This window comes from Mucilaginibacter gossypiicola (assembly GCF_900110105.1).
In the GTDB taxonomy this organism is placed as follows: Bacteria; Bacteroidota; Bacteroidia; order Sphingobacteriales; family Sphingobacteriaceae; genus Mucilaginibacter; species Mucilaginibacter gossypiicola.
On sequence record NZ_FOCL01000001.1, the window covers coordinates 136238 to 153371 of the forward strand.

Annotated in this window: 16 protein-coding genes; 11 read left to right on the forward strand and 5 right to left on the reverse strand. The window is 40.7% G+C overall.

Going from position 1 to position 17134, the window contains the following annotated elements; genetic code table 11:
• Positions 1-478 precede the first annotated feature (478 nt).
• From BMX50_RS00440 to BMX50_RS00460, 5 genes are all read left to right on the forward strand, one after another.
• Positions 479-1819 (forward strand): PhoH family protein, encoded by a 1341-nt coding sequence (locus tag BMX50_RS00440; RefSeq protein ID WP_091206111.1) that lies wholly within the window; start codon positions 479-481, stop codon positions 1817-1819.
• A gap of 128 nt (positions 1820-1947) precedes the next feature.
• Positions 1948-2607 (forward strand): MBL fold metallo-hydrolase, encoded by a 660-nt coding sequence (locus BMX50_RS00445; protein ID WP_091206115.1) that lies wholly within the window; start codon positions 1948-1950, stop codon positions 2605-2607.
• A 237-nt stretch (positions 2608-2844) separates the two neighbouring features.
• Positions 2845-3477, forward strand: coding sequence for an HAD family hydrolase (locus tag BMX50_RS00450; RefSeq protein ID WP_091206118.1), 633 nt, complete (start codon positions 2845-2847; stop codon positions 3475-3477).
• Positions 3478-3935: 458 nt separating this feature from the next.
• A complete protein-coding gene (locus tag BMX50_RS35155; RefSeq protein WP_394332294.1) occupies positions 3936-4283 on the forward strand; it encodes a DUF6438 domain-containing protein in 348 nt (115 codons plus the stop codon).
• Between the two features lie 75 nt (positions 4284-4358).
• Positions 4359-4748 carry a hypothetical protein gene (locus BMX50_RS00460; RefSeq protein ID WP_091206123.1) on the forward strand — a complete coding sequence of 130 codons (390 nt, stop codon included), beginning with the start codon at positions 4359-4361 and terminating at the stop codon, positions 4746-4748.
• Between the two features lie 26 nt (positions 4749-4774).
• Here the strand turns inward: BMX50_RS00460 and BMX50_RS00465 are convergent, their stop codons facing one another.
• From BMX50_RS00465 to BMX50_RS00485, 4 genes are all read right to left on the reverse strand, one after another.
• Positions 4775-5053 carry a hypothetical protein gene (locus tag BMX50_RS00465; RefSeq protein WP_091206126.1) on the reverse strand — a complete coding sequence of 93 codons (279 nt, stop codon included), beginning with the start codon at positions 5051-5053 and terminating at the stop codon, positions 4775-4777.
• An 18-nt stretch (positions 5054-5071) separates the two neighbouring features.
• Positions 5072-5542 carry a ferritin-like domain-containing protein gene (locus BMX50_RS00470; protein WP_167667772.1) on the reverse strand — a complete coding sequence of 157 codons (471 nt, stop codon included), beginning with the start codon at positions 5540-5542 and terminating at the stop codon, positions 5072-5074.
• A 310-nt stretch (positions 5543-5852) separates the two neighbouring features.
• Positions 5853-6239, reverse strand: coding sequence for a response regulator (locus BMX50_RS00480; RefSeq protein ID WP_091206136.1), 387 nt, complete (start codon positions 6237-6239; stop codon positions 5853-5855).
• Between the two features lie 79 nt (positions 6240-6318).
• The gene (locus BMX50_RS00485; protein WP_091206139.1) at positions 6319-9321 is read right to left on the reverse strand and encodes a PAS domain-containing sensor histidine kinase; all 3003 of its coding nucleotides are present in this window, start codon (positions 9319-9321) and stop codon (positions 6319-6321) included.
• Between the two features lie 414 nt (positions 9322-9735).
• Between BMX50_RS00485 and kaiC the strand changes: the two genes are divergently transcribed.
• The 6 genes from kaiC (at position 9736) to BMX50_RS00515 (ending at position 16776) form a co-directional block, all read left to right on the forward strand.
• Entirely contained in the window at positions 9736-11484 is a 1749-nt protein-coding gene (kaiC, locus tag BMX50_RS00490; protein WP_091206142.1) for a circadian clock protein KaiC, read from the forward strand.
• Entirely contained in the window at positions 11484-11783 is a 300-nt protein-coding gene (locus BMX50_RS00495; protein WP_091206144.1) for a circadian clock KaiB family protein, read from the forward strand. Before kaiC ends, BMX50_RS00495 begins: the two co-directional genes overlap by 1 nt.
• A complete protein-coding gene (locus BMX50_RS00500; protein ID WP_091206147.1) occupies positions 11784-12119 on the forward strand; it encodes a circadian clock KaiB family protein in 336 nt (111 codons plus the stop codon).
• A 2-nt stretch (positions 12120-12121) separates the two neighbouring features.
• Positions 12122-13789, forward strand: coding sequence for a PAS domain-containing sensor histidine kinase (locus BMX50_RS00505; protein ID WP_091206150.1), 1668 nt, complete (start codon positions 12122-12124; stop codon positions 13787-13789).
• Between the two features lie 77 nt (positions 13790-13866).
• Positions 13867-14643: an enoyl-CoA hydratase/isomerase family protein gene (locus tag BMX50_RS00510; protein ID WP_091206152.1), complete on the forward strand. Its 777-nt coding sequence runs from the start codon at positions 13867-13869 to the stop codon at positions 14641-14643.
• Between the two features lie 216 nt (positions 14644-14859).
• Positions 14860-16776, forward strand: coding sequence for a PAS domain-containing protein (locus BMX50_RS00515; protein ID WP_167667773.1), 1917 nt, complete (start codon positions 14860-14862; stop codon positions 16774-16776).
• A 37-nt stretch (positions 16777-16813) separates the two neighbouring features.
• Here BMX50_RS00515 and BMX50_RS00520 read toward each other — a convergent pair whose 3' ends face one another.
• The gene (locus tag BMX50_RS00520) at positions 16814-17077 is read right to left on the reverse strand and encodes a hypothetical protein (RefSeq protein WP_091206158.1); all 264 of its coding nucleotides are present in this window, start codon (positions 17075-17077) and stop codon (positions 16814-16816) included.
• Positions 17078-17134: the final 57 nt, after the last annotated feature.

Consider the following 17134-nt stretch of genomic DNA (forward strand, 5'->3'; position numbering starts at 1 on the left):
TTAATAAAAACAATCAAAAATATTTGCGCAATCAGGCGAATGTCCCGATATTGAAATCATCAAGAACGACGTACTTTGACAGCCTTTCAGGAAAACAGAAATTGAATCGGGTGAACCTTCGGGGGAACTAAAGATCAAGGGAAGTCCCTGAGTCACAAGAAAAAATGAAGAAGGCGAAAGTCTTTTGAAAAAAGAAGGTGATTAAATGAGGTGCCGGAATTAAGAAGAAGAACTCTACGGAGGGAAACAACAGAAACCGGTGACATTGAGAATAATCGACCGCTCGTGAGAGCAACCGATGAAGATCATGTCGGTAAGAGATACACAAAACTTGATGCTGTTGGGCAACTACGGTTAAGCAACAGTTTGGAAACGGGAGTTCAAATCGCAAGAGATGACTCCCGTTTTCGCTTTTACAGGTTTTTTTGTTTGGGGAGAAATTTTTCTTCAAAACTTAAAATCGTTATTTTAGGCGGATATGAAGGACGGTCAGCGTAACCAGAAGAAAATATTTGTTTTAGATACTTCTGTGATCCTGTATGATCACAACGCATTTCAAAACTTTCAGGAGCATGACGTAGCCATACCCATCCAGGTATTGGAAGAGCTCGACAATAAAAAGAACGGTAACGATACCCGAAACTTCGAAGCCCGGAGTTTTATCCGGCTGATGGATGACCTGTCGCACAACGGACTCATCAATGAATGGATCCCGCTTAACGGAAAAACTAAAGGTAGTTTTAAAGTGGCCATGGATACCAAAACTACGGGGCAGGATGCCGAGGAGATTTTTGGTTCCGACAAAACAGATCACCGAATCCTGAACGCGGCACTCGGCTTGCAGGAGGAAAACCCCGGGAAGAAAGTTGTGCTGGTATCAAAAGATATCTGTCTTCGCCTTAAAGCCAAAGCGCTTAACCTGCATGCCGAAGATTATGAAACAGGCAAGATCAAAAATCTGGAGGAGCTGTATACCGGTAAAACGGATGTAGATAAGGTAACCGAAAAGCTGATCACTACCCTGAATAAGAATGAAAATGTGCCGGCCGAAAATTTAAAGATAGGCTCGTACACCAATAATCACTTTTACGTATTAAAAGGAAAAAAAGGCGATACAGTAGGTTTTTATAATTCGCAAACTAAACAGCTTGAAAAAGTTACCGAGCAGCCTGTCTTAAATATTCATCCGCGTAACATGGAGCAGTCTTTTGCTATTCATGCTTTATTACACCCGGATATTAAGCTGGTAACTATACAGGGGAACGCCGGTACAGGCAAAACGCTATTAGCTTTAGCCAGCGCCCTTGAGCAGCGTAAATATTACCGCCAGATCTTTGTTACCCGCCCCATAGTGCCTTTAAGCAATAAAGATATCGGCTTTTTGCCCGGCGATATTAAATCAAAGATAGATCCATATATGGCCCCGATATGGGATAACCTGAAATTTATTAAGGATCAGTTTGCCGATGATGAAAAGATGCAGGCCAAAATTGATGAGCTGGTTAACAACGATAAGATCTCTATCGCGCCGCTGGCCTTCATACGCGGGCGCACGCTTAGTAAAATTTTCTTTATTGTTGACGAAGCACAAAACCTAACCCCGCACGAGGTTAAAACCATTATATCCCGTGCCGGTGAAAATAGCAAATTTGTATTTACAGGGGATATTTACCAAATAGATACGCCATACCTCGATGCCGAAAGTAACGGATTGTCTTATCTTATTGACAAAGCCAAAGGACACCCGCTTTATGCTCATATCACTCTGCAAAAGGGGGAAAGAAGCGAATTGGCTAATTTGGCTACAGAGTTGCTGTAGGTACCTGATTTAGGAAGTTTTAAAAACTTCCTAAATCTTACATTTTTGTCATTGTTCCATCAGGCAATCAATTTTTCTAAAACTTCATAAGTTTTTCCTGTGTATCTTTAGGAAATAAACCTCTACTTATGAAAATATCAAAATACCTGCATTCGTGCCTGCTTTTTGAATTGGATAATTATCAGCTTTTGTTTGACCCGGGGAAGTTCTCTTTTATCGAAGGCCTGGTTACCCCGCAAATGTTTACCGAAGTAAAAAGTATTGTAATTACGCATATTCATCCCGATCATTTCGATATTGATATTTTAAAAAGTATTGTTGAATTAAGCGGAGCTGAGGTAATCACCAACACACAGGTAGGTAAGGAATTGGAGAAAATAAACTTAAAATATACGTTGCTTGAAGAAGGAACCCACAAAGCCGGGCCCTTTAAACTTCAGGCGTTCCCGGTTAAGCATGAGTTAATTTTGGATAATCCCCTGCCTCAGATGACGGGCTTCCTGATCAATAACAAAGTTTTGCATCCGGTTGACTCCATGGAGGATAAGTTACTGAATTTTAAGGCCATCGAATTGTTGATCATGGTTTCTATGGCGCCATTTGCTAACGAACCAACAATTGCGGCCTTTGCCGATGAATTACATCCTAAACAAATTTTGCCTGTGCATGACGGATATGCTAAAGAGTTTTTAATCCTTCAACGGTACGGCGCTTACAAAAAGCATTTTGATAAGCAAGGCATCAAATTTCATGAAATTTATAAAGTAGGGGACGGGATAAGTCTTTAACCAGAAGTTTTAAGTAGAACGTATTTCGAAATAATTATCGTTCAAAATTGCAGATCTGGTATAGCATAAAAAAAGAAACCCCCGCCGAGAGGCGGGGGTTCTTTGCGGGCTCAGCCTCCTGCTAAGCCGACCCGCGTTAACCTTATCACAATGCTAAGGTGAGGATTAATAATGAAGAAAACATGAACATTAATTGCTGTTAAATCTTCATCTTAGCGAAAAACATAATTTTAGCTAATGCAGAAACCTGATAGCCTCATTTTTGATATGGACGGAACCCTTTGGGATGCCGTTGACACCTACGCCCAATCATGGAACCTCATATTTCAAAAGCTTGATATTCAAAGAATAATTAAAAGAGATGAACTTCTCCATGTAATAGGCATGGATGGAAAAAAGCTGACACGTGTTCTGTTGCCTGAATTTGACGAAGCGAAGGGCATGGAGATTTACAACGCAGTAAATCAAATAAGGCGCGAAATATTACCCACCAGTGGTGGTATGATGTACAATGGGGTTACAGAGGGTTTAAAGCAATTGGCAAACAAATACAAACTTTTTGTACTGAGCAATTGCGCCGTGGGGATTATTCCACTGTTTTTAACGTGGGCCGGTATTAATGAAGTAATCACAGATAGCTTTGCTTATGGTACTAATCAGATGCCCAAAAGCCATAACATGCATTTGCTCATGGATAAGCATAATTTGAAAAGTCCGGTTTACATAGGTGATACCAATGGTGATGCCGAGCAGACACGCATCGCCGGTATACCGTTTGCGTTTGTTAGCTACGGCTTTGGCAACACGGACGATTATGACGTTAAGTTCGACGATTTTGAATCTCTTACCCAATATTATTTGAGTTTGTAAGTTAAGTTTACATGAAAAGCGTATCACTGCTTGTTTTATTTTTAACTATCCTGTGTGGTTCGGTATCTGGCCAGCGTGCAACCGTAGAGTCGGAGCAATGGCTTACTGAAGATCTCGGTTATCTTTATTTTAATGGCGGGAAGGTTTATTTCAATTTCGACGGGTATAAGAAACATGAAAATAAATACAAAATAGAGCATGATACGCTCAAAATAGTGGATACCTATACCACCAGTGCAGATAATTTTAAACAGCAGCATATTGATCTTGCTAAATTTATCATCAACTATTTCGACGGCAAAAAATTAACCATTAAAGCGGTTAATGAAAATGCTATAAAATTAGCCGGTCGTCCTCCGCTGCAGTTTAAAAATTATAAGGCAAGTTTTGATAACGGCGTCAAATTTTCTAAACTGCGTTTCCTGTCCTCAACATGTTATGGCAATTGCCCTCAATTGTTGATTAATATTTGGGCCGATGGTACTTATCGTTTAAAAGGCGGCGAATTTGCCGATCCCTACAAAGGTGACTATACCGGAAGGCTTACCCGTATGCAGCTTGACAGCCTTAACTATTGGCTAAAACGTAGCGAGCTAAAAAAAATGTACGATTGGAAACAAGGCAGTCAGGTTACGGATGCACCTAATTATTATTTCGATATTGATTTTGAAAACAGTAAAGATAAACTTACACTAACTACTAACGATCCTCCTTTTAATTTAACCGGTTTGGTTAATTTTTTAGTAGAGTCTTTTAGAAAAGTAAACCTCACTAAAATTAAAGAAGGAGAGAAGCAAGCAAATTAAACGGGTGATGGTTATGATATAAATATTTGCTTACCTGCTAAGTTTTTGTAGCTTAGTTAGCAAATAAAATCTACGATGAAAACAAAAACCAAGCTTATTATCACTGTTATATTGCTGCTAATTATAGTGGGCTTTTTTTACTATCGTTATTATTTTGTTTTTGGCGAGGGAACTAAAGCCGGAACAATGAACTATTTTGTAAAGAAAGGCTATGTATTTAAAACATATGAAGGCAGGCTGATTCAAAGCGGAATCCGTACGCAAGTAGCCGGTGGCACAATTGGTTCAAATGAATTTATGTTTTCTGTAACCGACGAAAAGGTAGCTAAAGAACTGAGCAGCAATGCCGGCTCATTTTTAGAGCTTCACTATAAAGAATATCTGCATGCGTTACCGTGGCGGGGAGTAAGCGTTTTTGTGGTTGACAGCGTAGTTTCAGCCAAGCCACTTGCGCCGGGCATGTAACAAAAATATATTAAACTACAACCTGCTTAAACGTTAACCAGGTTGTAGTTTAACTCGCCGTTTTGTTTGGTGATCTTTACCAATCCCCGGTCAAAAAGATAATTAAGCACTTCAATCGTGTTTTTTTCGTGGGTAAAAGTATTTACCGCAGGTTCGTATTCCCTCAGCTTTAATGCAATATCAGCTACTGTAGCATATTTTAAGTGCGAAAGCGTGTAAATTATCTTGTCCTGCGTGCATGTGACCTTGTTGTATTGATCCGGCACGTTGCATGCTGAAAAAGATGTTTGATTTGAATTGCTCATTTGCTTATAAAAATTTGATCAGGCATTAACCGTATCCCTTAAGGATTTGATGGTGTTATGCGCTTTTTTTAAACCTTCTAAATGGTTATTAAGCATGGCTACAACCTGCTCATCTTCCCATATCAGCTCCTTATCATCAAGTGCGGCTCGATAAGCTTTTTTTGCTACGTCCTCACCATATTCACAATCTGAAAGTATCGAGCGATTGTCTTTGCTGGCAAAAACTGATTTTACATCCATCCAGGCATGATAAAACTTGCCCGAAAGTGTAGTGCCCTCTGCAGGATCCCCGCCTAATACGTGAATGTAATCGCGTATTTCACTAACGTAACTTTTGCTTTGATCAATATATTCATTAAAAAGTAAATTCAAACCTGCTTCGTCTGCAGCCTCGATAGCTTTTTGATATCCTGCTATCCTGTCGTTATTTATTTTGATCAGATCATTGAGTGCTGAGATCTGATGCTGTACGTGCTGTAAAACTCCCATGGTTTCGCTATTTTGTTTTAATAAATAACATATCTTATGGGTTAATGTTTTTATATTTTGGTTAGGTATTGACGTGAGATGACTATTAAACCGCATGCTCTTAAATACAACGGGATGAATCGGCGACCGGGTAAACGGCCACCGCCAGGGCTCATCCCGAGGAGGGGTAATAGCATTTTAGTACGTCACTTCTATATTGATTTAAACTTGTACTTAAGCAACGGGGAGAACCGGCAACCGGGTGAGACGGCCGCCATCAAGGTTCTGCCCGAAGAGGGGTAATGGTTATTTAGTTGATGATGTTGCTTGTCTATTGTTGCGTTATATTGGTTTTTTGAACAAAATGGGCCACTTTTTTCAGTAACTCATCCATATCAAAAGGCTTGGCTAAAAAGTCATCAGCACCGGCTATCATTGCAGAATCACGTATATCACGGCTTGCCGATATCATGATAACGGGTATATCTTTGGTTAACTCGTTTTGTTTTAGCTTTTTGCAGATATCGCGGCCGTCTTCGCCGCTCATCCAAATATCTAACAGCAGCAAATCGGGGAGTTCATCTTTCATATCAAGTACCGTTGCACCATCAACGGTTGATGTTACTTCGTAGCCTTCAAATTCAAGCAGCATTTCCACAGCGTCAACAATGCCGGGGTCGTCATCTGCAATCATGATTTTTTTGTTCTTGGCATCCATTTTAGGCGTAAGGGCTTGGTTAAACCCTCTGAAATTATATGTAATAAACTAAACTACTCGTAAACTAACCCAACAAAAATTAACTGTGAGTATCATCTACGGGTAATGCAAAGCAAAAAGTAGACCCTTTGCTTTCAACGCTGTTTACCCACATTCTGCCGCCTTCGCGCTTAATAATTTCTGAAGAGATGTATAATCCTAACCCCAAACCGGGGAAAGTATGCTGCTTATTTCCACTCACCCGATAAAATTGCTCAAACACGCGGTCCTTCTTATCTTCGGGGATACCGACACCAAAATCCTGTACACAAACAATAACCTCATTATTTTCGCGCTGGGCAGTAATGATGATAGTATCGGTATGCGGAGAATATTTTATGGCGTTTGTGATAAAGTTGGTAACAACCTGACTTATGCGGTCTTTATCTGAATAAATTTTACCTGTTGGGGAAAAGTTTTGGATGAGTTTATGTTTTTGTGTAGTGTGCTGCAGGTCTTCTATGGTTTCTTGCAGGGCTTCATTAAAATCAAACCATGTTTTATTAAACTGTAACCTGCCCGAATTAATTTTGGTAACATCAAGCAAATCGCCTATAAGGTTTGTAAGACGGTTGATTTGAGCATCCATTCTAAGTACCATTTCGGCTTTTTTATGTTCGCCTTCTTTGGTAAGCATGGCGCCAAGCACCTGCGCATAGGCTTTTATACTTGTAACCGGGGTTTTTAACTCATGACTTGCAATGCCTAAAAAATCATCTTTTTGGCGTTGGAGTTGTTTCTGCTCATCAATGTCTGTATTAGTGCCAAACCATTTAATTATTTTACCATCAATTATGAAAGGTAAAGCCCTGGACAGATGCCACTTGTAATTCTGATCTTTGTCTTTTAATCTAAACTCGCATTGATAAATATTTCCGGTATTAACTGCGTTGTTCCATGCTTCAATACAACCGGCAGTATCATCGGGGTGAACATTGTTAAGCCATGACGGGCCGGATATTTCCTGAGCAGCCACACCAAAGTAATCTACAGCGCGCTGATTAATGTAGTCGAGCTCACCATCGGGGCGTGCTGTCCAAAGTTGTACTGGCATAAAGTCGGTAACAAACTCAAACTGCCTGATTTGTTCATTTAGTTCCCTGTTTCGTAATTGTACTTCACGCTCGGCAAGTGTCTTATCAGTAACATCGGTGCAGGCACCTATGTAGCCTGTGAATTCCCCACCCGAGTTATACTGCGGATTACCGGTTGCAATACACCATCTTATTTCACCATCTTTTCGCGTAATTCTAAAATCAACTTCGTAAAACCGTCGTGCATTTAAGTCTGCCATGAATTTTTCAACAGCACGGGATTTGTCTTCTTCTATGATAGCAGTGGTCCAGCCAAAGCCCATATGTTTTTCATATTCAATGCCAGTCCAGTCAATCCAGGTTTGATTGACGTAAGTGATGTTACCTTCTGCGTCAGCCATCCACAGTGCAGTTGGCGATGCATTAGTAATATTTTTAAGTAATTGCTCACTATCCGTAAGGGCTTTTTTATCGGCAATTTCCCGTCTCAAGTCTCGTGCAATTGAAGCCCGCCCTTGTGGTAGTCCGGTTACAGCATCATAAACCAGCATCGTGGTGCCATATACGGGTATGGTTTCGCCTGTTTTGAAATGACGGTAAAGGATTTCACCACTCCATTTCCCGTGTTTCATTAAGGTGTTATTTACGTGGTCTTTGAGCTTTGCAAGCTCGCCTGGCATAATAAACTCGCTATTATGTCTGCGATGTTCATTGATGCCCGTAATCCCTAACATTTTTCGGCCGGCAGTATTCACGTAAGTAACGTTGCCATCCAGGTCAGACAGGCTTACAAAATCTGAACTATGGTTAATGAGCGACAGTAATTTATATTGTTCATTCCTTGCGGCTTTTTCGGGCCGAAGGTCGCGGGCTACTGATGCCATGCCGATAGGCTGGCCATTTAACGGGTCGTCAATTCTGAAACAATTAATGTAAACCGGGATGCTTTCCCCCGTTTTAAAATGCTGGTAGTGCATTTCACCTTCCCATTTACCGTGTTGCTGTACTGCAGGTTCAATTTCACTGCTTACTTTATCTGCTTCGTTATTTGCAAAATATTCAACGCCCGGTTTCAAAGCCTCCTTAGTGCTCTCTATACCTAATAAGGCGTATGTTGTTTTGTTGATATAGGTTACCGAACCATCCATGCTTCCTACAGCAACCATATCGGCAGTATTGTCAATCAAGGCAAGCAGCTTTTGTTGTTCCTGTTTGTCAAGTATTTCACGGGTTATATCCTGTACCGTGCCAGCAAAACGTATAGCTTCATTTTTGTCATTAAAATAAGCTTTCCCTTTGAGGTGAATCCAGTATTTCAAATGTCCACTGTTGTCTACGGTGCGGATAATAATATCATAGTTGCCACCTGTAGCGGGATTATAGGCTTGCATCACAGCTGTGCGCAATCGTTGTTCGTCTTCCGGATGTACAAATTTCAGCAGATCGGCATATTTTATTTCGTCGTTTTTTTGAAAACCGCAAAGCTCTTTACAACGGTCGTCCCATATTACGGTTTGCAATTTGGGGTTTAAATCCCATGTGCCTAATTCGGCTGCCTGTAGGGCAAACTGAACGCGCTGCTCACTTTCGGCAAGCTTTTGACGTGTTGTTACCAGTTCGGTAACATCTGCGGCTGTGTTCAATACCCCCCAAACTTCATCGTTATCGTTTCGTAATGGTTTAAAAGTAAAGTTGAAATAAAATTCTTCATGCTTGCCATCTACTAACAAATCAACTTTTTGTTCTTTGCCTTCGTAAGCAATGCCGCTTTTATAAACGTTTAATAAGATAGCGTGAAAGCCCTGGTCTTCTAACTCGGGCAGCAGGTTAAAATAGGTACGGCCAATAACATTATCACCCTTACCCCATATATCGATGATAGCTTTGTTGGCTATCCTGATCTCCATTTCCTCACCTGTGTACAATGCCACCGGTGTTGGCGATTCCTTTATCAAAATACGGAAAACATCTTCGTTTAATTGTTGATGCAGGGTGGTTTGGTTATTCATTGCGCAAATAAAACGTATAAATATAATCCATAATGATTGAAAATGCCAAAGTATCAACAGCGTGTAAACCGTGCTTTTGAATTAAATATTAAGCAGTATAGGTGTAAAATGCGAATGTTGTTAAACAAGCGGCAGTGATGTGAAATTTGTTTATGAGAACAGAAAATGTATATAAATGTTTGAGTTTTCATTTAGAGGCATTAGTTGTAGATGTTTTAAATAATAGGCTATTAAGGGATATATTTTTTCGTATTATTAGCATCGTTAATTCAGTATTGTTTTCAACTTTTTACTGTCACAAAATCAAATACTCCAAAACAATTTTACAAGTATTTTTATTACCATACCAATAAAACAAAATCCTGTATGCTTGATGGTTGCGACATGCAGGTGACTTAAACAAATTGGATTTATATGACCAAATTGCATAAAAAACAACAGATCTCCTCATTTGATCAATTGCCTAAGACGCCTACAGGTATCACCGGTTTAGATGAAATAACAGGCGGCGGTTTACCTAAAGGAAGACCTACTTTGATATGTGGTGAAGCTGGTTGCGGCAAAACGCTAATGTCGCTTGAATTTATAATAAGGGGCGCTACCGAGTTTAATGAACCAGGTGTATTTATGGCTTTTGAAGAAAAAGCAGATGAGCTGGCCGCGAATGTGGCATCGCTTGGTTTTGATTTGCGTAAACTTCAGGATGATAAAAAAATAAGGCTTGATCATGTGCATATTGACCGGAGCGAGATTGAAGAAACGGGTGAATATGACCTGGAAGGTTTATTTATTCGTTTAGGTTATGCCATTGATAGTATCGGGGCCAAAAGGGTAGTATTGGATACACTGGAAAATCTTTTTTCGGGCCTGTCAAACCAGGTCATACTCCGTGCCGAGTTAAGGCGGCTTTTTAATTTTTTAAAAGATAAAGGGGTAACAGCCATTATAACCGGAGAGAAAGGCGAAGGAGGGGCTTTAACAAGGCAAGGGCTTGAAGAGTACGTTTCAGACTGCGTGATATTGCTCGATCACAGGGTAATCAACCAAATCTCCACCCGACGTTTACGGGTGGTAAAATACCGTGGCTCTCAGCATGGTACCAATGAGTATCCATTTTTAATTGATGAAGAGGGTATTTCGGTATTGCCCGTCACCTCTTTAAAGCTTGAAAAAGAAGTATCATCAAAACGGATCTCATCCGGCATCCCGTCGCTCGACAGTATGTTTGGCGGCAAGGGCTTTTTCGAGGGAAGTAGTATCCTTGTTTCGGGCACTGCAGGTACCGGCAAAACAAGTATAGCAGCCAGCTTTGCTAATGAGGTTTGCCGAAATAAAAAGAAGTGCCTTTATTTTGCCTTTGAGGAATCGCCCAAACAGATTCTTCGTAATATGAAATCAATCAACATCGATTTGCAAAAATATGTTGATAGCGGCCTGCTTGAGTTTCATGCTTCGCGCCCTACATTGTATGGGCTCGAAATGCACCTGGTGGCTATTTATAAGATCATTAAAAGATTTAAACCGGCGGCCGTAATCCTTGACCCTATTACCAACCTGATTACTGTAGGTTCGGTGAGCGAGGTAAAATCCATGCTTATCAGGCTGATAGATTTTTTACAGGACGAGCAGATCACTGTCATGTTCACTGCGCTTAGTTTAAATACGGTGGTGAGCGAGCAAACTGATGAAGGCGTATCATCATTGGTTGATACCTGGCTGCTTGTGCGGGATATTGAGTCGAACGGAGAACGTAACAGGGGGCTTTATATAATGAAATCACGTGGTATGAGCCATTCAAACCAGGTGCGGGAATTTACCATAACTGATAATGGCTTAAACCTGGTTGACGTATATCTTGGCCCTGAAGGGGTGCTTACCGGCTCGGCCCGTGAGGCACAAAAATTAAAGGAAAAAACCGGTGTCGCCCTCAGGGACTTTGCCGTATCCCGTAAGGATAAAGAGATACTGCGCAGGCGTATGATGCTTGAATCAAAAATTGCAAGCCTGCAGGCCGAGTTTGAGTCGGCCGAGGAAGAGCTGAACAAAATGTACCTTGAGGATGAATTAAAACAGGAAATCATTGAAAAGAACCGTCAACAAATAACCGATATCCGCCGCGGAAACGTCAATCCTCCTAAAAGTAAATCAAAAAATAAAAAGTAATGGAACTGGAAGAAGCTATAAAATATGAATTGAGATTGTATGTGGCAGGCAAAACGGCTAAATCCGTTACTGCGCTCACCAATCTTAAAAAATATTGTGAAGAACATTTAAAAGGCCAGTATGTTATTGAAGTAATTGACTTACTGCAACAGCCGCAATTGGCCGAGGGGGATCAGATTTTTGCTGTGCCCACGCTGGTAAGGAAAGTACCTGAACCGATTCGCAAAATAATAGGCGATTTAAGTAACGAAGAGAAAGTTTTGGTGGGATTAAACATCAGGCCTGTAAATAATAAATAGATGACGGAGCAAAACCAATCGCCTTTAAATGCCGATGATAACTTAAGCGATGGCGAAAGCCAGTTTTTTCGATTGCGTTTATTTGTGATTGGAGCATCGCCCAATTCCATCCGGGCAATTACTAATCTTAAAAATATTTGTGAACAACATATAAAAGCCAATTATGAGCTGGAAATAATTGATGTTTACCAGCAACCACTTATAGCCGAAGCCGAACAGATTGTAGCATTACCCTTACTTGTCAAAAAATCACCGGGTATTGAACGGAAGCTGATAGGGGATATGTCAAACACCACTAAGGTTTTGAAGGGGCTTGGTATATATTCAGAAAGTTGATCATGGAATCATTCAAATATACATATGAGCAGTTGCTGACCGAAAACAACGAACTTCGTTTTCAGTTAGAGGAAGCCAACGATACTATTGATGCTATTCGTAGTGGCCAGGTTGATGCGCTTGTGGTTAAAGGCGAGGAAGGGCACCAGCTTTATACCCTGAAAACTGCCGATCAAACCTATCGTGTATTTATTGAAAAAATGAACGAAGGTGCCGTAACCCTAAACAGGGAAGGCATTATATTATATAGTAATTCGCGCTTTGCGGCAATGGTTAATGAACCGCTTGAAAAAGTGATCGGTGTTTATTTTGATGCTTTTATCGCGGAAGTTTCGGCAGGAAAATATAAGGAGGTAATAAGGGATGGCTGGAATAACGACTGTAAAGGTGAGATATTATTATCAAGCCAGGATGGTAAGCTGACTCCCTGTTTATTATCCTGTACTACGCTCGACCTTGATGAGGGTACAGCATTAAGTTTGATCTTAACAGACCTGACCACTCAGAAGGAAACAGAATGGGAGCTGAAAGTTAAAAATGATCAGCTGGAAGAGGCCCAGAATATTGCTGAAAGGCTGAATAACGAGCTTGAAGATACCGTAAGGGAACGTACCGCCGACCTGCTCATCAGTCGCGAGCATTTTAAATTACTGGCTAATAACATTCCTCAAATGACCTGGACAAACCTGCCTGGGGGCGAAGTGAATTTTTATAACCAGCGCTGGTTTGACTATACAGGCAGGCGATATGGAGAAACAGCAGGATGGGGCTGGCAACAGATAGTACATCCCGATGACCTGCAAAAAACGATGGATGTTTACCTTGCATCGTTAAATAGCGGAAAAGTTTTTGAACTGGAAAACAGGTACCTGCGCTGGGATAATACTTACCGATGGCATTTAAACCGGGCAGAACCATTAAGAGATGATAAAGGGGAGATCCTTTTTTGGGTAGGTACTGCTACCGATATTGAAGAACAGAAAAAACAACTTGATTTAAAGGATGAGTTTATTGGGATTGCCAGTCATGAGCTCAGAACACCTTTAACAAGTTTGAAGGGTTATTTGCAGCTTATTGCTATTTATAAAAAGGAGGAGGTACCGTTGACGGTGAAGCAATATGTTGAAAAGGCGGGTAGTGCTTTAAATAAGCTTCAGCGCCTGGTTAATGATTTGCTTGATGTAAGTAAAATACACGCAGGCAGGCTTGAGTATGCCATGGCCGAAGTAAACCTTCGGGAACTTGTAGCTCTGACACTGGAGAGTGCCGTCCACCTTTATCCTGAATTTAATTTTATTAATAAATCTGAAAGGGATTTTTTTGTAGACGGAAACGGCGGACGACTTGAGCAAGTACTGGTGAATTTTATCAATAACTCCGTAAAATATTCAACTGGCAATAAAAAGATCATTATTGCGACCGAGCGTATAAATGACAAGGTACGGGTATCGGTAACGGATTTTGGCATCGGGTTATCGGCTGGGCAAATCGAGCATATTTTTGAACGCTTTTATCGGGTTGAGGATAAAAAATTTATGACAAGCGGCCTTGGGATGGGGCTATATATATCGGCCGAAATTATTAACAACCATAAAGGTGATATAGGGGTTGAAAGTGAACTTGGCGAAGGTGCCACTTTTTACTTTGAGCTGCCTTTGCATGAAAAGTAAGTGTATATTTTATTTGAACGCAAAATTGCAGTTGACTGGAATACTTCTGATATTGGCCTTAAAACCTGATATAAAATATGTCTGCCGAAAACGGAAATGTATCTATCTCGAACACAGCTGATGGTATAGCAATCATTAGTTTTTATCATCCGGCACAAAATTCAATGCCCTCTGCATTATTGAAGCAGCTTGCCGGTGCCATATTCAATGCTGGCAATGACCCGCAAACGAAAGTAATAGTTTTAAAGAGCGAGGGAGAGCGTACGTTTTGCGCGGGTGCAAGTTTTGATGAACTACTGCAAATTAAGGATAAGGAAACCGGTGCGCTATTTTTTGAAGGTTTTTCTAACGTCATCAGCGCCTGCCGCAAATGTCCTAAAATTATTATCGGGAGGGTACAAGGAAAAGCAGTTGGGGGAGGTGTAGGCCTCGCTGCCGCCGCCGACTACTGTTTCGCCAGCGAGGCTGCGTCAATAAAGTTGAGTGAGCTTACTATAGGTATCGGCCCGTTTGTAATAGCGCCGGCAGTGATGCGTAAAACAGGATTGGCTGCTTTTTCTCAGCTTACCATCCAGGCAACTGATTTTCAAACTGCCCAATGGGCAAAACAAAACGGCTTGTATAACGAGGTTTATGAAGATCTCCCATCTCTTGACGCTGCGGTATCTGAGCTTGCACAAAAACTTGCTTCATATAATCCTGAAGCACTTACTCATTTAAAGCAGATACTTTGGGAGGGAACTGCTGACTGGGATGATTTGCTTAAGCAACGTGCAGCCATAAGCGGCGAACTGGTTTTGTCGGAATTTACACAACAGTCATTGAATTCCTTTTTTAACAATAAGTCAAAGTAATTGGAATAGGGTGAAGTAGAGTTTGGCATTGTTTTTATATAATTTCATAGATGCTTCTCATTTTTAACAGATTAGTTGTAATTTAACATTTGTACACCTAAATCAGTTTTTTAACCAATAAGATAGTCGTTTTACGCGGGCCTCATTGCTCATCACTTTATTTGAATGAACTATCCTCAAAAAAACAAGTTCGTTATTATTATAAGCATGCTTATCATGCTTGTTTTTTGTTTGCTGATAACAAGCTGGCTGCTCAATACAATAGCATGTATAACTATAACCATCACCGCCCTTATACTGCTTAATTATATTGAAAATAAGCGGCTTAAAAGCGAAAAAAAGATCATTAAGCTTAATAATGCCCTTACCGAACGAATGCAGCATCACACTGCTGAACTTGTTGAAACTGTTGTTAAACTGGAGGTTAGTGAAGAAAAATATCGCTCACTTATCGAACAAGCTTCCGACGCTATTTACGTGATTGACTTTGAAGGGCGTTTCACTGAAGTAAACGCCAGTTTGTGTAAAATGACGGGCTACAGCCGCGAAGAATTGCTACAGCTTAAAGTTGAACAGATCATTGATCCCGAAAACTTAAAATCCGAACCGGTAGTGCTTGGCCCGGATGATCTGCATACGGCGGTAATGAAAGAACGGCGTTTTGTGAAGAAAAACGGGCAGGTATTTGATGTAGAGGTTAATGTTAAGAGATTTACTAAAGACAATGTGCTTGTTATAGCCCGTGACATTACCAACCGCAAAGTAATGCAGGCTGGTCTTAGAGAAGCCGAGCTTAAATTCCGCACATTGGCCGAAAAATCAGTGGTTGGCGTTTACATTGTTCAAAAGGGCACATTTATCTATGTTAATCCGCGTTTTGCTCATGTTTTTGGTTATGAACCTGACGAATTGATTGGCGTCTCGTCTGTTGATGTTATTATTAGCGAACAGTATAAAGCCATCACTCTTGAACATGTGCGGGCAAGACTTGCGGGAGAAGTGGAGAGCATCAATTATGAAGTAATGGGGATCCGTAAAGATGGCTCAAACAATTGGGTTGAATTTTATGGCTCCCGAACGCAAATTGATGATGAGCCGACTATTATTGGTTCAATGATTGATATAACGGAGAGGAAAAAGATTGAGGAAGAGCTACGGTTATCTGAACAAAAATATAAGCTTCTTTTTGATAGTAATCCATTGCCAATGTGGATGATAGCCAAAAGTGATCTTTCAATTATAGCTGTAAATCACGCTGCCACCAAACACTACGGCTATACTGCCGAAGAGTTTTTAAGCATGACCATTAAAGATGTAAGGCCCCGCGAAGAGTGGGACGAAATGTATAAAGGTTATGCTGAAAAAGCACCTAATTGGGGCAATACTATAACTACTCTCCATCGCAAAAAGGATGGGTCGATGATCAATGTGCAGATCTTTGGACAGGATATTATGTATGAAGGGCGTTTGGTGAGGCTTTCGATTGCTAATGACATCACCGAAAAACTCCGGTCGGAAGAGTTACTTCAAAAATCAGAAGCAAACTTGCAAACCATTTTAAACACAACAGATACCGCGTATGCCCTGTTTGATAAAGATCTGAAGGTTTTGGCATTTAATCATAAAGCTGTAGAATTTGTGCGAAGCCAGTTTAATCATAATCCGCAAAATGGTGATAAACTTGCCGATTTCTTTCCGCCCGAACGTTTTCCGCAATTTATTGAATTTAACCAGCAGGTTTTGAATGGCCAAAATGTGAGTTATGAGGTAGATTATGTTCAGACGGACGGTTCAAGATGCTGGTTTTATGTGCGCCTTTTCCCTATCAGGGATAGCCAGGAAAATATCTTAGGATTAATGATGGCGCTCTATGATATTACCGAAAGAAAGAATATCGAAAATAATCTTAAAGTAGCCTACGAACGCATCCATAACCATATTAATCGCATAAAAAACATGGCCTGGAAGCAATCGCATTATATGCGTAGTCCTGTGGCTAATCTTAAAGGTCTGGCAGAATTATTAAAGGACAATCCTACGGATACCGTGACGCTGGATTATATGATCACAGAGCTTGAACGCCTCGATGCCGTAATTGTTGAAATGGCCAGTGATGCTGCCAGTCATGATTAAATAAGAAGCCCCGGCAATCCCGGGGCTTCTTATTGTTTTACCAGTGCCTGCAGTAACGGGGTGCACGGTAATATCGGTGATAATATACGGGAGCATCATAATAGCGGGTAGCGTAGTAACGAGGCTGGCCGTAATAAACGTCGGGTCCGTAATAAACAGGCCTTGCGTAATATCCTCTTGCGTAAACTACCCTGTGATATGGGCGGCCAAAATGAGCATTTATACTTATACTTTGTGCTTTTGCAAACTGAAAAGAAAATACCATCACAAAAGCTATTATTGAAAACCGAATTAATTTCATAGTTGTAAATTTTAGTTAATACCTAAATTGTAATACACAATTATGACTGGCGACAAG

Coding starts and splice junctions, on each gene's coding strand:
- BMX50_RS00440 (WP_091206111.1), top strand. CDS start 479: ATGAAGGACGGTCAGCGTAACCAGAAGAAAATATTTGTTTTAGATACT.
- BMX50_RS00445 (WP_091206115.1), top strand. CDS start 1,948: ATGAAAATATCAAAATACCTGCATTCGTGCCTGCTTTTTGAATTGGAT.
- BMX50_RS00450 (WP_091206118.1), top strand. CDS start 2,845: ATGCAGAAACCTGATAGCCTCATTTTTGATATGGACGGAACCCTTTGG.
- BMX50_RS00460 (WP_091206123.1), top strand. CDS start 4,359: ATGAAAACAAAAACCAAGCTTATTATCACTGTTATATTGCTGCTAATT.
- BMX50_RS00465 (WP_091206126.1), bottom strand. CDS start 5,053: ATGAGCAATTCAAATCAAACATCTTTTTCAGCATGCAACGTGCCGGAT.
- BMX50_RS00470 (WP_167667772.1), bottom strand. CDS start 5,542: ATGGGAGTTTTACAGCACGTACAGCATCAGATCTCAGCACTCAATGAT.
- BMX50_RS00480 (WP_091206136.1), bottom strand. CDS start 6,239: ATGGATGCCAAGAACAAAAAAATCATGATTGCAGATGACGACCCCGGC.
- BMX50_RS00485 (WP_091206139.1), bottom strand. CDS start 9,321: ATGAATAACCAAACCACCCTGCATCAACAATTAAACGAAGATGTTTTC.
- kaiC (WP_091206142.1), top strand. CDS start 9,736: ATGACCAAATTGCATAAAAAACAACAGATCTCCTCATTTGATCAATTG.
- BMX50_RS00495 (WP_091206144.1), top strand. CDS start 11,484: ATGGAACTGGAAGAAGCTATAAAATATGAATTGAGATTGTATGTGGCA.
- BMX50_RS00500 (WP_091206147.1), top strand. CDS start 11,784: ATGACGGAGCAAAACCAATCGCCTTTAAATGCCGATGATAACTTAAGC.
- BMX50_RS00505 (WP_091206150.1), top strand. CDS start 12,122: ATGGAATCATTCAAATATACATATGAGCAGTTGCTGACCGAAAACAAC.
- BMX50_RS00510 (WP_091206152.1), top strand. CDS start 13,867: ATGTCTGCCGAAAACGGAAATGTATCTATCTCGAACACAGCTGATGGT.
- BMX50_RS00515 (WP_167667773.1), top strand. CDS start 14,860: ATGCTTGTTTTTTGTTTGCTGATAACAAGCTGGCTGCTCAATACAATA.
- BMX50_RS00520 (WP_091206158.1), bottom strand. CDS start 17,077: ATGAAATTAATTCGGTTTTCAATAATAGCTTTTGTGATGGTATTTTCT.